The organism is Acinetobacter sp. YH12058 (assembly GCF_013419805.1).
In the GTDB taxonomy this organism is placed as follows: domain Bacteria; phylum Pseudomonadota; class Gammaproteobacteria; order Pseudomonadales; family Moraxellaceae; genus Acinetobacter; species Acinetobacter towneri.
This window is the reverse complement of sequence record NZ_VOZL01000001.1, coordinates 263,470-287,341: the sequence shown is the minus strand read 5'-3', so window position 1 is coordinate 287,341 and position 23,872 is coordinate 263,470. Positions and strand designations below refer to the sequence as shown.

The window sequence follows — 23,872 nt, the reverse complement described above, 5'->3', positions numbered from 1 at the left end:
GACTGGCAGTACTTTTATAATCATGAACGACCTCATATGTCAGTAAATGGTTGTCCACCTATTTTTAAACAATAACAAGGCTTTAGATTTTCTACCCATTAATTCAATTAAAAATGGGGGTATTACCATTCGAGATTTTTAATGCAGCTTTATCAAACCCAAGCACAGTCATTAGTAGAACTTACAGAAGATCCTTTTCGTTTGGAAAGAGAAATTCAAAGCCTGTTTGAAAACAATCTTTACAGTTTTACAGGTCTGGAATTCATCAAGTCTGAATTCACCATTAAAAATAACCGTATTGATACACTGGCTTTCGATCCTGAAAGCCAAGCTTTCGTAATTATCGAATATAAGCGAGAACGCAATTATAGCGTGATCGATCAAGGCGTTTCTTATCTGAATCTGATGCTCGACTATAAGGCAGATTTTATCGTTGAGTACAATGAGAGCCAGAGCAACCAGCTGAAACGTCAGGATGTGGATTGGTCACAAAGTCGAATCATCTTTGTCTCACCGAGCTTTACCGACTATCAAAAGCAGTCCACCAATTTTAAAGATTTGGGCATTGAGCTGTGGGAAATCAAACGCTATCAAGGTGGAATTGTTTCAGTCAATTCATTGCAGAAAGCCAAATCAGCCCCTTCAATCAAGCAAGTGCAAAAGGTTGAGTCTGAAGATATTCAAAAGATTGCCAAAGAAATCCAGCAATATGATGAAGCCTATCACTTGGCGGATAAGTCCGATGACATCAAAGAGCTATATGAGCAATTCAGGAACTCAATTCTGGGCTTAACCACCGATTTAGATGTTCATCCCAAGAAAATGTACATTGCCTTCCGAAAGGGTAAGCGTAACTATGTCTATATGAGTATCGGGACAAAGCAAATTCGCATTTGGCTGAATATGCCTTTTAATCAACTGGATGACCCGAAACAGCTCGCGAAAGATGTTACCAATATTGGACATTGGGGCAATGGCGATTGTGAGGTGATCGTGTCAGATACAGAAAATTTAGAATATATCTTGAGTTTAATTAAACAAACATTGAAGTGAATAATTTAAGATTTCAGAGGGGAAGGAAATGACAGTACAAAGCGAATACCAACTTGAAAACGAACTGATTAGCCAGCTCAAGCAATTGGGTTATGCCTCAGTCACGCTCAAGGATGAAAGCCAGCTACTGTCTAACCTCAAAACCCAAGTCGAACGCGCCAATGGACTTGCGCCCCTGTCAGAAACTGAATGGAAACAAGTCATCAGTTTTTTAAACACGGGCACCGTGTTTGAACGCGCCAAGAATCTGCGTGATCTATTTCCAGTCAAATTTGATGATGGAACCAGTAAACACCTTTTTTTCCTGTCTGATGATCCTAGCAAAAATATTTATCAAGTCACCAATCAAATCACCATCGACCACCGCGACTATAATGGCAGAACCAGCCGTTTTGATGTGACCTTACTGGTCAATGGTTTGCCTTTGGTACAGATCGAGCTGAAAAAACGCGGCATGGAAATCGCCGAAGCCTTTAACCAGACTCAGCGTTATACTCGTGAAGCGTATTGGGCTGGGCAAGGGCTATTTGGCTTTATCCAGTTGTTTGTGATTAGTAATGGTGCCAATACCCGTTACTACTCCAACGGCACGACCGGCATTGAATTTGCCTTTCCCTGGGCCGATGTCAGCAACAAACACATCAATGAAATTGTCGACTTTGCCGATACGTTTTTAAATCAGCGGCATCTAACCCAAATGCTGACCCAGTATATGGTACTGCTGGAAACCACCAAAAGCCTGATGGTGCTGCGTCCCTATCAGATCTATGCAGTACAGAAAATCGTGCAGCATGTGCAAAACTCCAATCAGAACGGCTATATCTGGCACACTACCGGTTCAGGCAAGACCCTGACTTCTTTTAAAGCCAGTCAGATCATCATGCAAATGCCTGATGTAGAAAAAGTCCTGTTTGTGGTCGATCGTAACGACCTCGATACGCAAACCTCACGCGAATTTAATGCTTTTAAAGCCGATAGCGTCGACAGCACCGATAACACATCGACCTTGGTGAAACAGCTGGATCAACGTCATGACAAACTGATTGTGACCACCATCCAAAAACTCAATCGAGCTATCAGTACCGACCGTTATTTAGAATCGATTGATTATCTTAAAAATAAAAAAGTGGTGTTTATTTTTGATGAATGTCATCGCAGTCAATTTGGTGAGACCCATCAGAACATCAAAAAATTCTTCAGCAATGCACAAATGTTTGGTTTTACCGGTACGCCTATTTTTGAAAAGAACAGCCAAAGCAAAGCAGGTTTAAAACTCACCACAGACTACCTGTTTAATGAATGTTTGCATAAATACGTGATTGTCGATGCCATCCGTGATCGTAACGTCTTGCAGTTCCAGATTGATTATCGTGGCAAATACACCGCCAAAGGCATGGCGACGAATGAAAGTTATGAGGAGGATGTAGAAGGCATCGATACCAAAGAACTGTATGACAATCCGCAACGCCTTGAAATGATTGCCCGCTACATTGTCAATATTCACGATACCAAAACTCGTAATCGCGAATTTACCGCAATGTTCTGTGTCAGTTCGGTCGAAACACTGACCCAATATTACGACCTCTTTGAAAAGGTGCAGGCTGAAAAGCAAATTGAAGATGAAGCACAAGGTCGGATATTTAAACCGTTGACCATTGCCACCATCTTTTCCTATGCGGCAAATGAGGCTGTACCGACTGATGACTTAAATGGCTTAATTCATGAAGAAGCCGCAGATATTCCAACTCAGGTCAATTCATCCAGTCGGGATAAGCTGGATCGCTACATTGCCAATTACAACCGCCAGTTTAAAACCAACTACAATTCTGGCGATCAATTTTATGCGTACTACCGCGATATTGCACAGCGCGTAAAAAACAGACAGATTGATATTCTAATCGTGGTCAATATGTTCCTCACGGGCTTTGACTCTAAGCCGTTAAATACCTTGTATGTCGATAAAAACCTAAAATATCATGGCTTGATTCAAGCATTCTCACGCACCAACCGTGTCTATAACGATAAAAAACCATTTGGCAATATCATCTGTTTCCGTAACCTAAAACGTGCAACGGATGAAGCGCTGGCGCTATTTTCTAATAAAGAAACGACCAAGATTGTACTTGTTCCCAGCTATGCGGAAATCGAACAGGATTACCAAGCAGCGGTGAGCAAATTGTTTGCCTTAACGCCTAATTACCAATCAGTCGATGATCTTGTCACTGAAGAACAGCAACTGGAATTTATTAAAGCTTTCCGTGAAGTGATGCGCTACAACGCCCAGCTACAAACTTTCATTGAATATGACCAGGATCAAACCGCATTAGATAAACAGCACTTTGCCAACTTTGCTTCCAAGTATGCTGACCTATGTCGTGCCGTTAGAAAGACCACCAAGAAAGAAAAAGTATCGGTACTGGATGATGTCGATTTTCAACTGGATTTACTGCACAGTGATCGCATTAATGTTGGTTATATCATCAACCTCCTACAGCTTGTTGTTGATACGGACTCAGAGGACAAACGTCAGAAGTACCAAGCGCAAATTTATGACTTAATCAGTAGCGATATTAGCTTGCACGATAAGCAAGACCTCATTCAAAAATTCATTGAAGAAAACATGCCTAAGATGATCAATGGTCAAAGCGTCCAAACGGCTTTTGCTCAGTTCTGGGATGCTGAAAAAGAACAGGCCTATCAGCATCTTTGTAAAGAAGAAAACCTGAAACCAGAAGCGATGAAGCAGGTTCTGGAGCATTATGAGTTCACCAAACGCCTACCACGTAAAGAAGAGTTGAAGGACTTACCAAACTATAAGGTTAAGCTGTTTGAACGGGAGAGCATTTTTAGCAATTTGCTGGTCAAGACCCGAAAGCTGATTGAAAAGTTTTATGTGGGCATATGATTTTGTTTTTATTTATTAAGAATTTACTTTTCATGAAAATATACTTGAAAGCAATATAAATGAATAAACGAAAAAAAATACTGTTAGTACGAGAGGATATCACTAAGCTTGCTGTGGATGCTATTGTGAACTCTGCGAATAAGTCGCTACTAGGTGGAGGTGGTTTAGATTACGTAATCCATAAGAAAGCAGGACTACTGATGAAGCAAGCCTGTATAGAGTTAAACAAGCTAAAAGGTGGATGTCCTACGGGACAGGCAGAGGTAACGATCGCAGGTGACTTGCCGGCACAATATATTATTCATGCCGTTGGACCAAGATGGTTGAATGGTGATCATAATGAAGCAGATTTGCTGTGTAGTGCATATTCAAATGCTTTGATCAAAGCAAATGAAGTACGAGCTAAAAAAGTTTCATTCCCCTCCATCTCTACAGGTGTTTATGCTTTCCCAAAGCAATTGGCAGCAGAAATAGCCATAGGAACAGTATTGTCCACTTTGCCAGATTATTCGTTCATTGATGAGGTGGTTTTTGTCATAAAGGATTCTGACAATTATCAAATTTATCAGAATATTTTGAGCAATCTGCATGATGAACATTTAGAAATTAAGATTGAAAAAACATGACCATAGCAACTTTAGAGCCGAGAGTTATCTCATTAAAAGAACTTTACCAACAAGCTTTAAGTATTCCTGATTATCAACGTCCTTATAAGTGGACAGAGAAGCATGTCAGAACGCTGTTTGATGACTTAGATTATTTTGTTGCGGGTATTACGGCAAAGAATCGTGATGATGATCGTTATAAGTATCGCCTAGGGACAATTGTTCTACACAAGCCTACTTTGATCATTCGCACGAAGAACCATAATGATTGCAATCAGCATCATCTCAGAATGATTGTCCAACACAAGTTACCTGATGTTAAAAAAAATATTGTGGACGGACAACAACGGACATTAACCTTTTATTTAATTTGGCATGCCTTGCAAGCGAGAAAAAGTCAATTAAACAGGTTGATTCTTCCTGAGTTCAGTTTAGAGATTCCTGCGTGTCGCATGAGTCAAGAAAACTTACGCCGAAATTATGATGTGGTTGAAAAGCTCATCGATAAGCCACGCTCAAAGCCCTTAGAGGAATATATTGATATTCTGCTGACCAAATGTGAGTTTGTTATTGTTGAGTTAAGCAAGCTGTCAGAGGCTTTTCAATTCTTTGATTCACAGAACTCGAGAGGATTGGATCTTCATCCACATGATTTGTTGAAGGCATATCATCTGCGAGAATTTGATCCATCAGAAGCTGAGTTGAAAACGAAAGCCGTTCAGCAATGGGAGCAAAGGAATGAAAAGGATGTCCATCGGATATTTTCTCATTTCCTCTATCCCATCAGACAATGGACTAATGGGGAAAAGGCATTCCACTTTGGTAAAGAGCAGGTGGAGGGTTTTAAAGGTTTGTCACTGCATCAGGAAGATCAGTTTCCACTGAGCCAGTCATATCGTATCTTGCACAGTATGGTTGATGAGTACAACAATGATCGCTTCCGTAAGGTAGATAACATACATTTGGCTTACCCATTTCAAATCACCCAAACCATGATCAATGGGCGACGTTTTTTTGAGTGGTTTAGCCATTATGAAAGCAAAGCTTTAGCGTTGCTTAATCCACGAGATCATGATGATTGGGTGGAGCCATTATTAACCACAGCAATGTCGAAAAAAATTTGGACAGTCATTAATGGCACTGAGAATTCTAAAGGCTATGAGTATACGGGTAGGAACAGAACAGGTGATGGCTATGTCCGAAAAGTGCTCAATGCTTTTTTGTTGGCTTACTATGATCGCTTTGGTGAAGCGGAATTTTCGAGTGCTTTGGAGATAGGATTTATTTGGGCATACAGTTTACGCCTTAAGCAATCTAGCATCTATGAGTCCAGTATTGAGAACCATGTGATAGGTCAGAATCTCTTTAGGCGTTTGGATCAATCATTACGACCAAAAGACTTCTTTAATTTTTCCTTGAATATCTATATTGGTTCAAATGATATAAGTGAGAAAAGTAGTAAAAGTAAAGTTGAAGGCATTAAGAAGCTGTTTAGAGAAATGAAATGCATGGCGGAGCAGGGATGATGTCTACAGAGCAAACACAACCATATACCATCTCACAATTGTTGAGTGAGGATGTGAAGTATCAAATCCCTGTATACCAAAGAAATTATGCTTGGGGAAGACCACAGATCCGAGCATTAATACAGGATGTTTATGACTATTATCTAAAGTTACAGACCAGTCCTGAAAACTATTATATCGGTAGTTTGGTGGTCGCAAAAAAAGAGCATTACTTTGAAGTGCTAGATGGACAGCAACGGTTTACAACCTTAAATCTTATGGCTTTATTCTTAAAGTCTAAACTTAAAAATGCACAACTCGATCAATTTAATAGCATACGATTAAGTTTTGAAAGCCGTGAAAAGTCAGAAATTCTTTTAAATTCATTATGGAAATTTGTCAGTGATAAATCTGTTGAAAAAGAAATAGATCGATTGAATGCACAATATGGTGATCACGCTATTCTCAGAGGTTATCACATTATTCAGGAAGAATGGCTCAAGCTTGTCCAAGAAGATGAGCTTGAAAAGTTTGCAAACTATCTATTAGATCGCGTGGTAATTTTACGCACAATGATTCCAGAGCTTGCAGATGTGACGCATTATTTTGATGCACTTAATAACCGTGGGGAACAGTTAGAAGCGCATGAAGTCATTAAGGCACATTTTCTGAGCTTGTTAAGTGCTGAGGATGCAGACCGTCATGTTGTTCATCAAGTTTGGTCAGCATGTCAGGATATGTATAAATATGTGGCATATGGTTTTAACCCCACAGATAGAAAGCAAATATTTGGTGGTTCATATCATGAATGGTGTGCCAAAGACTATGAAGACCTTAAGTCATGCCTGCCTATACAAACTCCATCGAAAGATACGAGTACTGAAGGGAAGCGCTCATATGGGGATAAGCTCACTTTGGAAGGAATTCTAAAGCTTAATCTTGTTCCTGTTAGTGAGAAGACAAATGAAGAGTCGAGCGAACGTTTTGCAAGCATCATTGATTATCCCAACTTCCTGATGCAGGTTTTGAAGATTTATGTCAGAAGGCAGTTGAAAGATGGCGACGCTAGCAAGATTGCACTTGATGACAAGACTTTATTAGAAAGCTTTAAACGCATGATTGTAGATGCAAGTCATGCAAAAGACTTTATCTACCTGCATTTAAAAACACGATATCTATTCGATCTGTATGTCATCAAACGTGAGAATAGTCCTCAGTACAAAGGTTGGTCACTCAAGAAACCTAAATACTATAGTTCTGGTAATGTGAGCTATGTGAATACCTTTTCACAATCTGAAGCTGAGGGGGAAAATGAATTAGCATTAGAAGGTGGTCAAAGAAACCTCGTGATGCTTCTATCTGCATTTCATGTTTCCTACCCAACACATGCACGTAAGAATTGGTTGTTGAGCATTTTATATTGGCTCATAGATCATAGTGACAAAGGAATTGGTTTAAATACCTATTTTGCATTTGTGGAAAATTTGGCACGTACTTTGATCAAGAAGCGGTACTTAAGTACAAAGCAAGACTATGAAAGTTTCATGTATGGCAATGAATTTGAGTGCAATACAGCAGTCACTGTAGAAGATGTAAAAACGCAGTTTACTTATGGGAAGATTCCTTACTTCTGTTTTAACTATTTAGATTACCTTTTGTTAAAAAAGGAAAAAGGGAATCATGCTAAATTTTACTTTAGTTATAAGGACTCAATTGAGCATTTTTATCCGCAAAAGCCTAAGGTCGGTGATCCATTACCACTGCAGGTTCGAGATAGTCTAGGTAATTTAGGTTTAGTGAATCAAAGTGAAAACTCTTCACTTACTAATGATATGCCGATTCAAAAAGCCAATTGGCTAAGGAAGCATACGGAAGCACCAATCAGTTTAAAGTTAGAGTTGATGATGCAGGTTGTTGAGAAGAACGAATCTGAGTGGAATGAAGCGAGTATAGAAAAACATCAGCATGATATGATAGAGTTACTGATAGAAGATTTAAACGGAAAAGCATGCTCTTAGAGGCATGCTTTTTTATTATGTATACCTTTTAGTGTACGAAATCTTAATTGGTTATAAAAAACATAATAAAATCAATAGTTAGATACTAATGCATCATTGGAGTGTGTGAAGATAGATCAGCCATGATTTCTGTCATGTTCATGCAGTTGAAGTCCTTTAATTTGAAGCGTAATTTAAGTGTAAGTATGTGACTAGCTTATTTTACGCCATCTTAGTCAAATTAGTGAACCTGCATGTCATTGTTGCTCGCTCTCTAACGAGTCGAACATCGAGCGGTTTAAGCTTTTAAATGGATAATATTCAATTGATCGGGTGTGTTAGTGAGCACACAGCCATAAAAAATATCGCCCATAAAATCTAAACCCACAGTTTCAAAAATGATATCGCATAGCTCAAAGAGCTTAGCTGTTGAAAATGTATGATTTGCGAAGTTAAAAGTGAAAATTATTGTGTCATTTGGCTGAATTTTACTGAGTTTTTCGTGTAATTCATCGTTATAAAAAGCATCGAAATTTGATTGTTTTCTATGGATTCATTTAGAAAGTAGTGCATGTTGTAACATTATGCTTTGCATGGTCTTATTTCTAGCTAAAAGCCGTACTTTGGAAAAACTTCATCACAATCAAAGTAAAAAAAGCCATCATCTTTTCAGATCATGGCAAGCTATTATTCAAACTCAAGCTATGTAGAATTTAAAAATTCAAACTATATGACACGCCCAAAATATTTTGGCTCATGCTTAAATTGGCTTCGCCACCACCAAAATCAGCGGGGATAGAGTTGTTACCTTGCACTGTTTCTTTGAGTGCGTGTGTATAAGCCACACTTACATTTTGTTGATCATCGAGTCGCCAAGTTGCACCAACACTTAAATGCTCTTGTACCACACCTGGTGCCAAAATATTTAGGAAGGTTTGATCATTTTTAACAGGCTGATCGTTATAGCTATAACCCGCACGTAAAGTCAGTTTTTCTGAGGCTTGATAAGTCGCTGAAATTTTATAGACATTGATGTCATCCCATCCAAAACCAGGACCTTGTGTTGTGCCAAATTTATTGTTTGCGAATAATTGATCCAGTTTATTGCCAACAGAATCTACATCTGAATAATTAATGCGTAAGTAATCTGTCGCGACTGATAAAGCAGGGGTAAGTTGATAATTTAAACCTACACCATAGCTTTCAGGTACGTCAAAATCACCTTGTTTGGCAAATAAACCTTCATATTTCTTAAAGCGGCTGGCATTAATTTTAGATGAATAGCTTGCACCAAGGGTCAGTTTCTCATTTGGTTTTGCAGACCAGCCAATACGTGCACCTACACCGTATGAATCGTCATTGCCACGGTCGCTAATTGCCGCACCGTTTGACGAAGCACCACCAAAGACATCACCAGCAAAACCTTGTGCGCTAAAACGTTGATATAAAATATTTGCAGCCAAAGCTATAGATTGATTTTCTGCATATTTGCAAGATAAAGCAGGTGAAATAAAGGCTTGGGTTAATGAAATACCTGCGCTTCCTGTATTATCATAAACTGCATAAGGATTATTTTTATAATTGGTATTCATGCCACCATTGCCATAAACCGCAATACCCGCAGTGACTTGTTCATTCACTGGGTGAACATAACCTACATCTGGAATTACAAAGTATTTACGGCTATTGCCATCATACTGACCATTTGCTCCATAACCATTTCCTGTAATTTCAGACTCACGATCTGGAGAGAAAATAGTTAAACCTGCATCAACACGCTTATCTAACCAGCTCAAACCCGCTGGGTTGCTTGCAATAGTCAGACTGTCCTGAAAATGGGCAATGGCTGTGCCTGCATTTCCTTGAGATTTCGCACTATATGCATGCATGAAATATCCTGTTGTTGCAAAAGCAGATGTTGAAAACAAAGGTGCGATAACAGCAATTGAGATAAAAGAAGATAGATATTTCATGAGAATATAGATCGAGTAAAAACAATATATGCGGCAGTATATTGAAAAGTTATATTCTTGTATTTGAATATAAATTCATATCTTTATTATATTTTTGAATATAGAGCTATGAAAACAGCAAGGGTATTCATTCTATATGTATATCAAAATGATGCTTCAAATCTTTTGACCAAAGAAGCTCCCTTGGGAGCTTCTTTATTGATTTACATTGCTTTAATTCATAATTATCAAGTGCTTTATGCCAAATTTTCTAACACAAATTGTGGCGATTTAATAAATAATCGAATTAATGCTTGAGCAGAACTCGAGGGTTGACGAACACCACGTTCCCAACTTTCTAAAGTTCGGGCAGAGATACACAATTTTGCCGCAAGTTCAGTTTGTGAAATATTCATTTTTTGCCGAACTTTAATGATCTGTTGTGCTAAATCCAAACAAGCCGTTTGCTCTACAGTATGATTCACATGATTATGACTGTGTTGAAGCAGATGCATAGTTATCTCCTCCTTAGGGTCGAATAAACAAGTCAATGAGTTATTAAAATAAGTATTGTCCTACAGCTGCATAAATTTGATACTGCAAAATTTACACTTTAGAGTGAAGCAAAGATGGCAACACTGTAAGAAATGATAAGAAAATTCAAGAGTCAAAGTGGGGCGGGGCACGACCTTGTGGCAGAACAAAAAGCGGCTCAGTTTGAAATAGTGTTGGTGTAAACGATGTTTTAAAAGACAAAACCCGAATTTGCGTTCGGACTAAAATTGGTCTGATTTTGTTTTCAAATAATGGTAGTGCAAAACTATAAACTAGACAGTATTCACATTCATGATCTGTATGCGCCGCATCTTCAGATGATGCATGTTCGTGTGAACTTTCAAGTCCGAATGCAACATGAGTCGCAGTTTCATGGTGTGTAGATGAATACGAAGAATGGGGTGCGGTGCGTTCTAAAAATAATGCTTGGGCAATAGTTTCACAGACAGAGGAAAAATGTTGTTTCTCTGGTAATAAAGGCTGTAGGAACACAGCGACTTGTAACAAGATTGCAAATAATCCTAGCAATCTGCCCCACATCATAAACACTGTATCAATCTTTTATTCAATTTATTCATGTAATACTATAACAAAAATGATAATGATAAATATTGAAGTATTACACGAAGTTTTAATTAATATTTAACCTAATATTGAGCGTTATTTAAGCATTCAACAGACCCTAGTATCATCTTGTAAAAGAAACTGTCGGAAAACCTGCTTCCAGCCAAGCTTGCATACCACCTTGCATTGAATAGACTTTCTCGAAACCCATTCTTTGTAAGGCTTGAGTGGCAAGTGCAGAACGCGCACCAGTACCACAAAGTAAGTAAATATCTCGTTCAGCCAGATTGGTAAGAGCACGTTCAACATCGCAATAGTGGTTTACTACAGGGTGTTGTGCAATTTTCATTTCTAACATGCCGCGTGGAAAATTCACTGCACGGTCTATTGCACAAGCCTGATGTTCTTCAGGTTCTCGTACATCAATCAAAATAATATCGGGATGTTGCAAATATTTTTCATGCAATTCTTGCACGCTAATTTCTGTAATTTCACTTTTGGCTTCAGTGATTAGTTGATCTGGTGTTTTCATTCATCCACACTCATTTATTTTGAGTTTATATAATATAATATTATATATTTAATAAGATTTTATTATTGTTAGGAAATGTGTCTGATCGAATATCGTTGTGATTTTCTATAAAAACATTTTAAATCAGGTGTTTAAATCCTAATAAAATTTAAGTCATCAATTGATCAAAAAGTCATATCTTATTCAACTATAAGGTATATACTAGATCTAACACTTTTGTTCGATTGTTCAGGGGACGTCAAATGCCTGCAAGATTTTTTGGAATTTTTCTGGGTTTAATTGCAGCAGTATTAATCATTGGTGGATTATTCATCAATATGATCAGTGGTGAAGCTACCGTCGTGGAATACTGGATTTTATTGTTGCTTCCATGTTTTGGTATTCCAATTTTGTCTGCAGTGTGCCTAAAAGAAATAGACTAAGCACAAAAGTATAAGTTTTCTTTACATTAAAATTGATAGATGATTCATCGCATTTAATTTTAATGATCCAAAAGCCCATGCGATCATGGGTTTTTGTGTTTACAGCAAAACAGTTGGTTTTGAGTTTTATTTGAATATTTGCAAAGCAGCGTTGCAGAATTGGGCTGTTCAGCAGCCTAGTCATAGTTAAATGCTATTAAAATCTAAAGACAATATTTAAGTTTAATAACATGTAAGCATTCCATTATCAGGTATTGCCAATCAATGTTCATTTTGGCGTAGGTCATCTGCAAAAAATTCAAGAGATTTTACGATCTTATACCTATAGGCGTATTTTAACTATTGCCACTGCAGGGCAAAAAGCCGCAGGCGAGCGTTTATTGGCACTAATCCAAGACATGGCTGTAGCGGTCTATCCTCATGCGGTGATGCATGTGCCAAAAGAAGTTGCCGATCAAGCCATTCAAGATGTGCAGCGTTTAAAGGTCGATTGCTGTTTGGCACTCGGCGGTGCTCTGCGATTGGTTTAGCCAAAGCAATTGCTTTAGAAACCCATTTACCGATTATTGCAATTCCGACCACTTATGCAGGTAGTGAAATGACTGCGGTGTATGGCATCACCGAAAACCAGCTGAAAACCACAGGCAAAGCAGCTCAAGTTTTGCCTAAAGTAGTGATTTATGATCCTGAATTGACACTCAACTTACCCACTGAAATTTCGGTATGTTCGGGTATGAATGCGATGGCACATGCAGTTGCGGCATTATATGCACAGGATAAAAATCCCATTGTAAGTTTAATGGCGCTAGAGGCGATTACTCAACTGGCACAGGCTTTACCTGAAATTGTGCAAGCGCCTCATAATATGCAGGCACGTGAACATGCTTTATATGGCGCATGGTTGGCAGGTGTGTGTTTGGGTTCGGTGGGTATGGCAATTCATCATAAAATTTGCCATAGCTTGGGCGGACGCTATCAGTTACCACATGCGCAAACCCACGCCATTGTGTTGGCGTATTCAGTGCATTACAACCGACATGCAGATATTGCTGCAATGAATCAACTGGCAGCGGCTTTAAATGTGTCAGATCGGGAACAGTTAGGCTTGGCGATTTATCAGCTTAACCAAAAATTGAATATTCCAATGGCACTTAAAGATTTAGGATTACCCGAAACAGCACCTGCCCAAGTGGCACGTATTATCTGTGATAGTCCATATTATAATCCACGTGAATATGACTATGCCGAATTAGAGGCTTTATTGACCAAAGCCTATTGGGGACAAGCACCGCTATAATGCTGCTAAAAAATAGCATGATAGATAAAAAACCGAAGCCACTTAGACTTCGGTTTTTTATTTGCCGTGACGGATTACGGTTTATACAAGCCTAAATCTTGCAAATGTAATCTAAGAATACGTCGCAGTTCCAATACAGCTTCTGGCGTTTCCTGAATGGAATGTCCGCCTTTAATAATTTTTTCTGAAACAGCGCCATCTAAGTGGGCACTGTTGTAATGCACCACATCGTCATTCATTAACAGATGCTCAGTGCTGTCGGTATTATTGCCAATAATACTGTGATATTTAAATCCTTTGACAGGCAAAATATCTTCAGTTAATTCCGTAAATTTGGAATTTTTACTTAAATCACTCGGTCCATTTTGAATGACGCCATGCCCAATTTCTTTGGTTAGATTTTTTAAATCGACTTCATGTTGCTGCAAGGTATCCGCAAACGCGCTTAAAAATGCAGTCGGTAAGCGAATGACTTTACGTGCTGCAAGGGTGAACCAGCGGTCTGCAAACTCTGTACCTTTATGCGGTGCAGCCAAGAATATTGCACGGTTAAAATTGGTGATGGGTTTAAGGCGCAAACGTGCTTGCAACAAAGGATCAGATTTAAAGCGTTCCAGACGTCGGTTTTTAAGCATTTGCATGGCAGGTTGAGTTAAATCAGTATCGCTGACCAACAAACGTGCCAAAATACCACCCATGCTGTGTCCAATTACTACAGCATCTTTTTTGGCTGCAGCAGAAGGACTGACCTGTTTAAAGCCTTGTTGAAGCAAGGCATAAATTTGGAAACGGCTTTCTAAAATTGGCATATTGGTCGAGTAAAACACTTGCCAGACTTGAAAGTTTTCCCGCAATACAGGATCGCCCATAATATCGTTGGTTAAGCGAATCCACGCTTCGGGGCTACTGGCCAAACCATGAATGAGGACAATGACTTTTTTATTCGGATTATACGGCTCAAGTAAGTACAAATGCGGCATACTGAGTCGTTCTTCACGATCAATTAAGGATAAATAAGCCGATTTACCTAAATTATTTTGCGCTAACCACAAGCCATAAGGTGCAGAAAAGTTAGCTGCAAGCGGGTAGTTCTTTTGTGCAATTTGGGCAGATTCATATTTATACGGATCATAAGCCTTGAGCTTAAAATGCGGCCGATTCAAAATATCTTCAATGGAATTGGCGCTATGTGGTTCTGCAGTGATTGTCGCGGCTAAATAGCGAGCTTGGTGAATATTTGGATTTTTTCCTGCAGGATAATCATATTTTAGCGGATCAATAATATATTTGCTTTTGCTCAGATCATCGTTTGGATTTTCAGGCAATACCACCAGAAATTCAGACCCAAAACCATCACGGCGCGTGACCGAGCGCAAACCCGAAAAGTTCAGGTTATAGGTTGACATCAACTGCTGAATTTTTTGTTGTTTCAGCTGCGGGTAGTACTCAAAATCAATGTCATAAATGCTGTTGCCAACACGAATTTGTTGTTGCAATTCATCGTGTTTATAGCGCAGCGCATAGCTGCTGACCAATTTGGCAATCGCCTGATTATAAAAATCCCGAATTTGGACTTGTCTGTTATCAAAAAGACGGTCTTGCGGCGCACGTTTGGTTTTAAACATGTAGGCGTAACTATAACGAATACTTTGATCGAGCATGTGCAATTGCTGATCTAAACATTGTTCATAATTGGCCTGATGAATTTTTTGTTGTTCTTCCGATCTTTTACTGTTCAGAATACTGATTTTACAGGACGATGAATTTTCCAGTTCAATCGCTTTCGCTAAATATAATTCACTGGCGGTTGAGAGCAGTTGTTCATCTTGAATTTGCGGGATTTGTTTGAGTGCACTTACACATTCTTCAGGTTTTTCGGCACAAATATTGGCTTCACGTCCTGTCATCGACAAGACATTTAAACTGGCTTCACTCAGTTTTTTGCGCGATAAAATACTATCACGTTCATTGGCAATACTAACTTTTAACGCCTGATTTTTAACACTGACCACCTGACAACCAGACAGCAGTGTTGTACTGAGCAATGCAGCAATCACAATTTTATTCATGGAAAGTCTGGCTTAATTTTTAAGATTTTTTTCCATCATACGTTTTTTTAAAGCTTTTTCAATTGCGTAGAAAGCAAAATAGACCGTCGAAACGGTCTATTTTTAGGTATTTTTGTATCGATTTTTTATTAAGTGCGTGGTGCGATCACTTGCCACACATTCCAGCGACCTTGCTTTTCAATTTCAGCAATCAAACGGTCAGCCACTTCGGCTTCTTGCGGGTATTTGATTTTATAGTTTTTCAAAGTTTGTACTGCATTTTTCTTTTGTTCCATGGCAATATAATTGTTTGCCGCAGACAAATAAGCTTCCTGCACACCTGCTTTCATGGCTTTGTCTAAATAAGGAATGGCTTCACGATGACCGCCACCTTCAGACAGACCGAAACCAAACCAGAAATTCGCTTCGGCATCTTCCTGATTAATTTTTAAGATACGCTGCGCATAGTTAAGTGAGCGTGTGGTGTAAACAGAGCCTAAGTCTAGGTTACGTGCCATAACACTGGCTTTAAATGCACGCATCAAAATATCAAAAGAGGCATTTTCATTGGCTGCCAAAGTGTCTAATTGTTGAGTCAATTCTTTGAGCTTTGCCTCGAAACCACGACGTTCCTGACGTTCGCTAAAACGTGGTGGATAGTGACGTGCTTTGCCTTCGACCAATTGTAAGAAGTCATCAATTTCGGTGATGTCAATTTCGTTTTCACCTGCCAAAACTGCAAACTTCAAGCTACGGGCATTGTTATTGACCGTAGGTACAATCAATTTGTTTTGATCTAAGGTAATGCTTTTGCTTGGATCATTTGGGTTAGTAACCACCATTTTAGTCACAGGCTGTGCTGCTGCTTTTTGTAGGTTAATTTCAAATGGTGGTGGGGCATCATAATTAAATGGATTTAAGGCATAGAATGGTGCACTTAATTCAGGTTCGGTAAATACGATAGGTGGTTTTACTTCTTGTTTTGGTGGTGCAACACAGGCGCTAACGAGCGTTGCGGCTAGAATACTGAGTGCCAAAGGCTTAAGAGTCATGGTGTCCTTCCGTTCAATTTATTTTAAAAGTGAGAGGTGATTGTGTCGGATTAAAATATTGCATGTCGGTCAGTCTAAGAAATCTGTTCCGAACATGCAATACAATTGAGGGGGCTTAGTTACACAGTGATACGAAGTTTTTTTAAGTATGTAGGATTGATCAAATAAACAGCCCTATTTACTTTGTGCTTCACACTCACGTCTAACATCTTCAATTATTTTTAATTCTTCTGCACTATAAGGTTGTTCATTTTGCTGTGGGTTTTTAAAGCTTGGGTCAAGTAAAGAGAGACGCTGACATAATAAATTCATACGTTTTTCATTTTGTTCCAAGCGATCTAGTAATACTCGCATGCCGTCCAATACTGGGTCAGATTGGTCCTGCGTTGCTGCATAAGGTTGGAAACCAATACTGGCAGCATAATCACGACGACGTGCTTCCTGATCATCGGCAGGTTTATTTTTCATAATAAAGCGCGCAGGGTTACCCACAGCAGTTGCGCCTTCAGGTACTTCTTTGGTCACAACCGCATTAGAGCCAACTTTGGCATTTTTATGTACGGTGAATGGGCCTAGAATTTTCGCGCCTGCACCGACTACTACGCCATCTTCCAAAGTTGGATGACGTTTGCCTTTATTCCACGTTGTGCCGCCTAAAGTCACGCCATGATATAAGGTGACATCATCACCAATTTCAGCAGTTTCACCAATCACCACGCCCATGCCATGGTCAATAAAAAAGCGACGACCAATTTTTGCACCGGGATGAATTTCAATTCCTGTAGCAAAACGGCTAAATGACGAGAGTAGACGTGCCGACCCCTTGCAGTCTTTGTTCCATAATTCATGCGCCACACGATGCATAATTAAAGCGTGAATTCCTGGATAAGTGGTTAAGACTTCAAGTGTATTTCGAGCAGCAGGATCGCGCGCGAAGACAGCTTGAATGTCTTCTTTGAGCTGTTTAAGCATTAGTTTGATCCTCGTCCTGTGTTGATGTAGATTTTTTCCATGAACCGTTATTCATTGCTTGTACGCGGCTAAAAATACCGCGAAGTAAATGGTATTCCATACGATCTAATTGTATACGTCCGAAAAGCCGACGCAAGCGCAAAGGCAATAATCGTGGATTTTTTGGATCCATAAATTCAATTTCTGCCAGCATTTTTTCTAAATGTGGATAGAACTGTTGCATTTGTTCATGGTTGACCAAAGGTTCATCCCATTGCATCGCTTCAGAATCTGTCACTTGCATCGTCGCTGCAGGATCGGCAATTTTTCCGACAATATCGATGGCAGCCATACGCATTTCATAGCAAATCACTTGAATGGCTTGAGCAACATTGAGCACACCATATTCTTCATTGACAGGAATCGTCACGTGATAATTCGCCAAAGCCAGCTCTTCATTGGTTAAACCACGATCTTCACGTCCAAAAATAATGGCAACATTTTGCCCATGCTGTGCCACAGCATTTAACGACTTTTCTGCCGCAGGGCGTGCATCTAAGAGTGGCCAAGGAATAGTACGACTACGTGCACTGGTGCCAAAGACCAAATGGCAGTCGGCAATTGCATCTTCGAGCTGTTCAACCACTTCAATCTGTTCAATTAAATCGGTTGCACCTGCCGCCAAAGCATCAATATCTGGATGCGGATAGGTTTTTGGATCAACCAAAACCAATTTACATAGCCCCATGGTTTTCATGGCGCGTAAGGCGCTACCGATGTTGGCAGGCAGGGTGGTATTCACCATGACAATACGCACGTGGGAGAGGTGTGCTGATACTGCAGCATTGTCGACTTGACTCATACAAGGTCCAAAAATTATTTTAAATTAAGAATATTGATCAACTTCGGTATGGTATAAATCCATAGCATCATCCATGCTCATATCAGCTGGTGGTGGTGCAATCGTTGCGGGTTTCGCCACATCGACAGCTTTCGCGGCTTTGGATTTCACTTGATATTCAATGTGCAGGCTTTCTTTACCAAAATAGTCACGCAATTTGACCAAGGCTTCATCTAAGGGTACGATTTTCCACTGAATGCCCAAATGTAATTCTGCAGTGGCATAAGCATAGTCAAGGTGCAATAAAACAGGAATATGCGTGCATAAATCCACATTACAATAAGGCAGCAACATATTTTGTAAGTCTTGACTCAAGGTCTTGCTTAAATGTTCTGCATGCAAGTGAATTTGAATACTATTGGCGCGTTTTTGACGAATTTCATTCAAGCTAAACGCTTTGGTTAAGCGTCCCATTGGGCGGTCAAAACCTTCACGTTCGTAAATTTCGCCTTCAATCACCACCACTTTTTCAGTTTGTACAATATCTTTAAAGCGTTGGAAGCGCTCATGGTTGGCAGATACTTCAATACGTGCCGTACCATCATCTAAAGTGACCACCATCCGATTTGGGAAGTTGGCGACATCCACCACCAAGCCTGCAAAGACGGTGGTCACGCCACGACGGGTTGGCGTCAGTTCATTAATTTTACTTGGAATAAAGGCTTTTAATTCATTGCGATAGACATCAATCGGGTGACCAGTGAGGTAAAGTCCAAGTGTGTCTTTTTCACCTTTAAGTCGGACTTCATCTGACCATGGTTTTACAGGTTTGGCAGGCTTACGTTGTACTTCTTCAACTTCACCAAATAAATCCATGATGCCTGTTTCACGGTTGGAACGTGCTTGTTCCGCCGCTTGTACCGCTTCTGGCAATTGTGCCATTAAACTTGAGCGTTCGATGCCTAAACAGTCTAATGCACCCGCACGAATTAAGGCTTCAAGGGTTCGTTTGTTGATTTTTTTCAAATCAATACGATGACAGAAGTCAAATAAATCGCGGTATGGACCTTCTTTTTGGCGAGAATCAATCACCGATTGCATGGCTTGTTCGCCCACGCCTTTAATTGCGCCAAGTCCGTAGACAATGGTGCGTTCATCGCTGGCGTGGAAATGATACAAAGACATATTTACCGAAGGTGGTAAAACTTCCAGACCATTGTGGCGACAGTCATCAATCAGGAACACCACGTTATCGGTGTTTTGCATTTCCGACGACATTACCGCAGCCAAGAATTCGGCAGGGTAATGTGCTTTCAGCCATGCCGTCTGATAGGCAACGAGGGCATAAGCAGCCGCGTGGGATTTGTTAAAACCGTAGCCTGCGAACTTTTCCATATAGTCGAAAATATGGTTGGCTGTGGCGGCATCAATGTCTTTTTTCGCAGCACCTTCAATAAAGATTTGGCGCTGTTTCACCATTTCTTCAGGTTTTTTCTTACCCATAGCACGACGTAGTAAGTCCGCACCACCGAGGGTATAGCCTGCACAATACTGTGCCGCCTGCATTACCTGTTCCTGATAAACCATAATGCCGTAGGTTGGTTCAAGCACACCTTCTAGCAAAGGATGCAGATACTCAAACTCGCCACCGTGCATACGGTGAATAAAGTCTGGAATGAGATCCATCGGGCCAGGACGATACAAGGACACGAAGGCAATAATTTCCTCAAATTTGCTTGGGCGTGCTTCTTTCAGCATCTTTTTCATGCCCACGGATTCAAACTGGAATACCGCTGTGGTGTTGGCATTGGCAAAGACTAAATAGGCGTCTTTATCGTCCAATGGAATATGGGCAATATCTAGCGGTGTATCGGCTTGGATGCGTTTATTGATATTTTGTACTGCATCTTCAATAACCGTCAGGTTACGTAAACCCAAGAAGTCAAATTTGACCAAACCTGCCGACTCAACATCGTCTTTATCGTATTGTGCAACACGGGCGGTTCCATCAGCATCGCACATAACCGCAGAAAAGTCGGTGATTTTGGTTGGTGCAATGACCACACCACCTGCGTGTTTGCCTGTGTTGCGGGTAATGCCTTCAAGTTTTAAAGCCATTTCCCAAATTTCTGAAGCATCGTCATAGTCTGGGTTAGATGGATTGGTCACCACATCTTTCAGCTGTGGTTCGGCTTCAATTGATTCTTTCAAACTAAGCCCTAAAGGTTTAGTTGGAATCAGTTTAGAAATACGGTCTGCCAAACCATAAGACTTGCCCAAAACCCGTGCGACATCTCGAATCGCACCTTTGGCGGCCATAGTACCGAAAGTGGCAATTTGTGATACCGCATCACGTCCATAGGTGCGTGCCACATAATCAATGACTTTATCGCGTCCTGCAATACAGAAATCGACGTCAAAGTCGGGCATGGATACACGTTCTGGGTTTAAGAAACGTTCAAAGAGTAGTTCATAACGCAATGGGTCTAAGTCGGTAATTTTTAAGCTATAAGCGACCAATGAGCCTGCGCCTGAACCACGACCCGGCCCAACAGGTACGCCATTATTTTTAGACCATTGAATAAAGTCCATGACGATGAGGAAGTAACCCGGGAAGCCCATCGAGTTAATAATATTAATTTCGTATTCAATTCGTTCATCATAAGGTTTGCGAATTTCTGCCCAGTCTTCATCGCGCTGTGTGACAGGATAGAGCACATTTAGACGTTCTTCTAAACCTTGTTTGGATAGGTGCGCGAAGTAGGTATCAATGGTGTGTCCGTCTGGAATTGGATAATCTGGAAGGAAATATTTACCCAATTGCAGCGTGACGTTACAGCGTTTGGCAATGTGATAGCTGTTTTCAATAGCACTTGGAATGTCGGAAAATAATTCCGTCATTTCTGCAGTAGTTTTAAAATATTGCTCAGGACTATACGTTTTAGGACGACGGTTATCCCCTAAAACATAACCATCGGCAATACAAACTCGCGCTTCGTGCGCTTCATAATCTTCACGGCGGACAAAGTGCACATCATTATGTGCCACCACGCCAATATTATATTTTTTAGCTAATTTAACCGCTTCGGCAATAAAAGCATCTTCATCGGGACGATCTGTACGGGTCAGTGCCAAATAAACCCGATTACCAAATTTTTCGATCCATTCTTCTAGCAACGGTTCGGCTTTTTGTGGATTGGACGTGATCAGCATTTTGCCGACATCACTTTGAATGCCGAGTAACAGAATTAGGTCATCGGCTTGTTCTAAAATCCATGCTTTATTGACGCAAGGGATATTGAGTTGCTGACCTTCAATATAGCCACGCGACACCAATTCGGTCAGATTGCGCCAGCCGTGATTGTTCATCGACAATAAAGTCACACGATGATCGGCATCATTTAAACGCAGCACTGAACCTAAAATCGGTTTGATGCCTTGCCCCAAACATTTGCCATAAAACTTTACGGCAGCGTGCAGGTTAGAGAGATCGGTCAATGCCAAAGCAGGCATTTCTTCATTGACTGCAGCTTTAATCAAGTCAGGTACGCGTACAATCGACTCGGTAATCGAAAATTCTGTATGTATACCTAAATGAACAAAGCGCATGAATCAGTCCCTTAAAAAATCACGGGTTAGTTTAGCATGCTCTGCTCAAGACAAAACATGCTGCAAAGTTTTTCCTACGGTTTTCGATGATCTTGACCGTATATCAAAATTTCAGTTTTTTGGATGTTGATATGGCGTGAATCACGTATGCATGGAGAAGGAGTGTGGTTTTAACCCCTTACACACTCATACGAGTAGCAAGGAGTTAAATGGTGAATCTATTTCTGATGTGTAGATGAAAGATTTATCTGAGTTTAGATAACCAATCGCCTAAACTTTGCACCAATTGCACTAAAATTAATAAGACCACCACGGTTAGCATCACGACACTACTATCAAAGCGTTGATAACCATAAGAAATAGCAAGGTCACCAATGCCGCCTGCACCGACTGCGCCTGCCATAGCAGTTGCGCCAATTAAGCTAATGGTGGCTGTGGTTAGGTTCAAAATGAGTGAGCTACGTGCTTCAGGTAAAATAAATTTGAAGATAATCTGTAAGGGTGTAGCACCCATTGCCTGTGCAGATTCGACAATCCCTTCATTGACTTCAAGCAGTGAAGTTTCTACCAAACGACCAATATACGGGCCGACATAAATGGTCAGTGGAACAATGGCTGCCCAAGTTCCGATGGATGTACCCACTAACAATTTAGTCAGCGGAATCACCGCAATCAATAAAATAATAAAGGGTAGGGAGCGTAGTGCGTTTACAATCGGGTTAAGCCCGTGATAAATCACACGGTTTGGCAAAATACCTGTCGGACGAGTCACTACAAGGGTAATGCCCTGAATAAAGCCCCAGATACAACCAAACAACATGGCAAAGAACACCATGTGAAAGGTCTCTTGTAAGGCTGTAACAAACTGGTCAATAGATAAAGAGCTTTTCCAGAAAGGCGCAGTTACTGAGGTCAGCCACTGTACAATTAAATCTCTCATGCTTGTACTCCTGACTGTTCAACTTCAACACCATTGGCTTGCAGAAATTCAAGTGCTTGTTGAATGACGCTTGCATCACCGAGCAATTGTATAAACATTTGCCCAATCACAGCGCCATCAATTTCGGTCATATTGGCAAATAAAATATTCAGGCTGATATCAAACTGTTTAATGACGGCTTGAATTACGGTTTCCTGAGCTGATTTACCTAAAAACTTCAGACAATAAATGCTGTGCTGATTTTGATTTTCCAGATTATTCAAAATATTGATAGGCAATTGCTGCTGCAACACGGTTTGAATAAAGCTTTTGGTGGTCGGATGTTGCGGTTGACTAAATATTTCTAGGGTTGAACCTGTTTCAATGACTTTGCCTTGTTCCATCACCGCCACATAATCACAAACCGATTCAATCACATCCATTTCATGTGTGACCATTACAATGGTAATGCCTTGTTCGCGGTTAATTTTTTTCAGTAATTCCAGCACAGATTTGGTGGTTTGTGGATCAAGTGCTGAAGTTGCTTCATCGCAGAGTAAAATTTTAGGATGATTGGCTAGCGCACGCGCAATACCGACACGTTGTTTTTGTCCGCCTGAAAGTTCATCAGGGTAGGCGTCTTTTTTATGTTTTAAATCAATAAACTCAAGTAATTCATTTAAACGCTTTTCGCGTTCGGCTTTGTTCCAGCCTAACAGTTTCATCGGCATTTCAATATTGGCAGCCACAGTTTTGGTCTGCAATAAATTGAAGTGCTGAAAAATCATTCCAATATGGGCACGTTCTTGACGTAATTCGCGGGCATTGAGTGCAGTAAAATCTTTTTGATGAATGATGACTTGCCCAGCATTTGGACGCTCCAACAAATTGATCAAGCGGATTAACGTACTTTTACCTGCACCACTATAGCCAATAATGCCAAAAATACTGCCTGTTGGAATTTGTAGGTTAATTTGATCCAACGCACGCAGTGTTTGACCTTTGAGCTGATAGTGCTTTGAAATGTTTTTAAATTCAATCATATCGTCAAGAAATGTCCATAAA

The 23,872-nt window shown here is 40.2% G+C and carries 19 protein-coding genes; 8 read left to right on the top strand and 11 right to left on the bottom strand.

Going from position 1 to position 23,872, the window contains the following annotated elements; all coding sequences use genetic code 11:
- Nucleotides 1-141: 141 nt before the first annotated feature.
- From FTU09_RS01405 to FTU09_RS01385, 5 genes are read left to right on the top strand one after another with little or no spacing between them, the layout of a single operon-like run.
- Nucleotides 142-1,053, top strand: a complete 912-nt coding sequence (locus tag FTU09_RS01405) for a DUF5655 domain-containing protein (protein WP_180079426.1) — start codon at nucleotides 142-144, stop codon at nucleotides 1,051-1,053.
- A 28-nt stretch (nucleotides 1,054-1,081) separates the two neighbouring features.
- Nucleotides 1,082-3,958 (top strand): type I restriction endonuclease subunit R, encoded by a 2,877-nt coding sequence (locus FTU09_RS01400; RefSeq protein WP_180079425.1) that lies wholly within the window; start codon nucleotides 1,082-1,084, stop codon nucleotides 3,956-3,958.
- A 59-nt stretch (nucleotides 3,959-4,017) separates the two neighbouring features.
- Complete coding sequence (locus FTU09_RS01395; protein ID WP_180051500.1) at nucleotides 4,018-4,584, top strand: macro domain-containing protein; 567 nt, start codon at nucleotides 4,018-4,020, stop codon at nucleotides 4,582-4,584.
- On the top strand, nucleotides 4,581-6,089 hold the full coding sequence (locus FTU09_RS01390; RefSeq protein ID WP_180079424.1) for a DUF262 domain-containing protein: 1,509 nt from the start codon (nucleotides 4,581-4,583) through the stop codon (nucleotides 6,087-6,089). Before FTU09_RS01395 ends, FTU09_RS01390 begins: the two co-directional genes overlap by 4 nt.
- Nucleotides 6,089-8,086, top strand: a complete 1,998-nt coding sequence (locus tag FTU09_RS01385) for a DUF262 domain-containing protein (RefSeq protein WP_180079423.1) — start codon at nucleotides 6,089-6,091, stop codon at nucleotides 8,084-8,086. The genes FTU09_RS01390 and FTU09_RS01385 overlap by 1 nt, the downstream gene beginning before the upstream one ends.
- 692 nt (nucleotides 8,087-8,778) lie before the next feature.
- Here the strand turns inward: FTU09_RS01385 and FTU09_RS01380 are convergent.
- The 4 genes from FTU09_RS01380 to FTU09_RS01365 all read right to left on the bottom strand — a co-directional run bounded on the left by FTU09_RS01380 (nucleotide 8,779) and on the right by FTU09_RS01365 (nucleotide 11,668).
- Entirely contained in the window at nucleotides 8,779-10,038 is a 1,260-nt protein-coding gene (locus FTU09_RS01380) for an OmpP1/FadL family transporter (protein WP_180079422.1), read from the bottom strand.
- Nucleotides 10,039-10,274: 236 nt separating this feature from the next.
- Complete coding sequence (locus tag FTU09_RS01375; RefSeq protein ID WP_004973099.1) at nucleotides 10,275-10,532, bottom strand: DNA-binding transcriptional regulator; 258 nt, start codon at nucleotides 10,530-10,532, stop codon at nucleotides 10,275-10,277.
- A gap of 145 nt (nucleotides 10,533-10,677) precedes the next feature.
- Nucleotides 10,678-11,112, bottom strand: coding sequence for a DUF2946 family protein (locus FTU09_RS01370; protein ID WP_154321263.1), 435 nt, complete (start codon nucleotides 11,110-11,112; stop codon nucleotides 10,678-10,680).
- 148 nt (nucleotides 11,113-11,260) lie between these two features.
- Nucleotides 11,261-11,668 carry a rhodanese-like domain-containing protein gene (locus tag FTU09_RS01365; protein ID WP_096900921.1) on the bottom strand — a complete coding sequence of 136 codons (408 nt, stop codon included), beginning with the start codon at nucleotides 11,666-11,668 and terminating at the stop codon, nucleotides 11,261-11,263.
- 242 nt (nucleotides 11,669-11,910) lie between these two features.
- Between FTU09_RS01365 and FTU09_RS01360 the strand changes: the two genes are divergently transcribed.
- The 3 genes from FTU09_RS01360 to FTU09_RS01355 all read left to right on the top strand — a co-directional run bounded on the left by FTU09_RS01360 (nucleotide 11,911) and on the right by FTU09_RS01355 (nucleotide 13,387).
- Complete coding sequence (locus tag FTU09_RS01360; RefSeq protein WP_004973110.1) at nucleotides 11,911-12,090, top strand: hypothetical protein; 180 nt, start codon at nucleotides 11,911-11,913, stop codon at nucleotides 12,088-12,090.
- Between the two features lie 254 nt (nucleotides 12,091-12,344).
- Nucleotides 12,345-12,620 (top strand): iron-containing alcohol dehydrogenase, encoded by a 276-nt coding sequence (locus FTU09_RS13825; protein ID WP_253103581.1) that lies wholly within the window; start codon nucleotides 12,345-12,347, stop codon nucleotides 12,618-12,620.
- Entirely contained in the window at nucleotides 12,581-13,387 is an 807-nt protein-coding gene (locus FTU09_RS01355; RefSeq protein WP_253103578.1) for a maleylacetate reductase, read from the top strand. The genes FTU09_RS13825 and FTU09_RS01355 overlap by 40 nt, the downstream gene beginning before the upstream one ends.
- 74 nt (nucleotides 13,388-13,461) lie before the next feature.
- On the opposite strand, the gene FTU09_RS01350 is transcribed toward FTU09_RS01355, so the two are convergent.
- The 7 genes from FTU09_RS01350 to FTU09_RS01320 all read right to left on the bottom strand — a co-directional run bounded on the left by FTU09_RS01350 (nucleotide 13,462) and on the right by FTU09_RS01320 (nucleotide 23,850).
- On the bottom strand, nucleotides 13,462-15,456 hold the full coding sequence (locus FTU09_RS01350) for a triacylglycerol lipase (protein ID WP_004973116.1): 1,995 nt from the start codon (nucleotides 15,454-15,456) through the stop codon (nucleotides 13,462-13,464).
- Between the two features lie 128 nt (nucleotides 15,457-15,584).
- Nucleotides 15,585-16,487: an ABUW_2363 family tetratricopeptide repeat lipoprotein gene (locus FTU09_RS01345; RefSeq protein ID WP_154320674.1), complete on the bottom strand. Its 903-nt coding sequence runs from the start codon at nucleotides 16,485-16,487 to the stop codon at nucleotides 15,585-15,587.
- Nucleotides 16,488-16,661: 174 nt separating this feature from the next.
- Nucleotides 16,662-17,459, bottom strand: a complete 798-nt coding sequence (cysE, locus tag FTU09_RS01340) for a serine O-acetyltransferase (RefSeq protein WP_004973118.1) — start codon at nucleotides 17,457-17,459, stop codon at nucleotides 16,662-16,664.
- On the bottom strand, nucleotides 17,452-18,300 hold the full coding sequence (locus FTU09_RS01335) for an RNA methyltransferase (protein ID WP_136144392.1): 849 nt from the start codon (nucleotides 18,298-18,300) through the stop codon (nucleotides 17,452-17,454). The genes cysE and FTU09_RS01335 overlap by 8 nt, the downstream gene beginning before the upstream one ends.
- Nucleotides 18,301-18,324: 24 nt before the next feature.
- Nucleotides 18,325-21,888 (bottom strand): DNA polymerase III subunit alpha, encoded by a 3,564-nt coding sequence (gene dnaE / locus FTU09_RS01330; protein WP_180079421.1) that lies wholly within the window; start codon nucleotides 21,886-21,888, stop codon nucleotides 18,325-18,327.
- Nucleotides 21,889-22,132: 244 nt separating this feature from the next.
- Nucleotides 22,133-22,828, bottom strand: coding sequence for a methionine ABC transporter permease (locus FTU09_RS01325; RefSeq protein ID WP_004973122.1), 696 nt, complete (start codon nucleotides 22,826-22,828; stop codon nucleotides 22,133-22,135).
- Nucleotides 22,825-23,850, bottom strand: coding sequence for a methionine ABC transporter ATP-binding protein (locus FTU09_RS01320; RefSeq protein ID WP_004973123.1), 1,026 nt, complete (start codon nucleotides 23,848-23,850; stop codon nucleotides 22,825-22,827). Before FTU09_RS01320 ends, FTU09_RS01325 begins: the two co-directional genes overlap by 4 nt.
- Nucleotides 23,851-23,872: the final 22 nt, after the last annotated feature.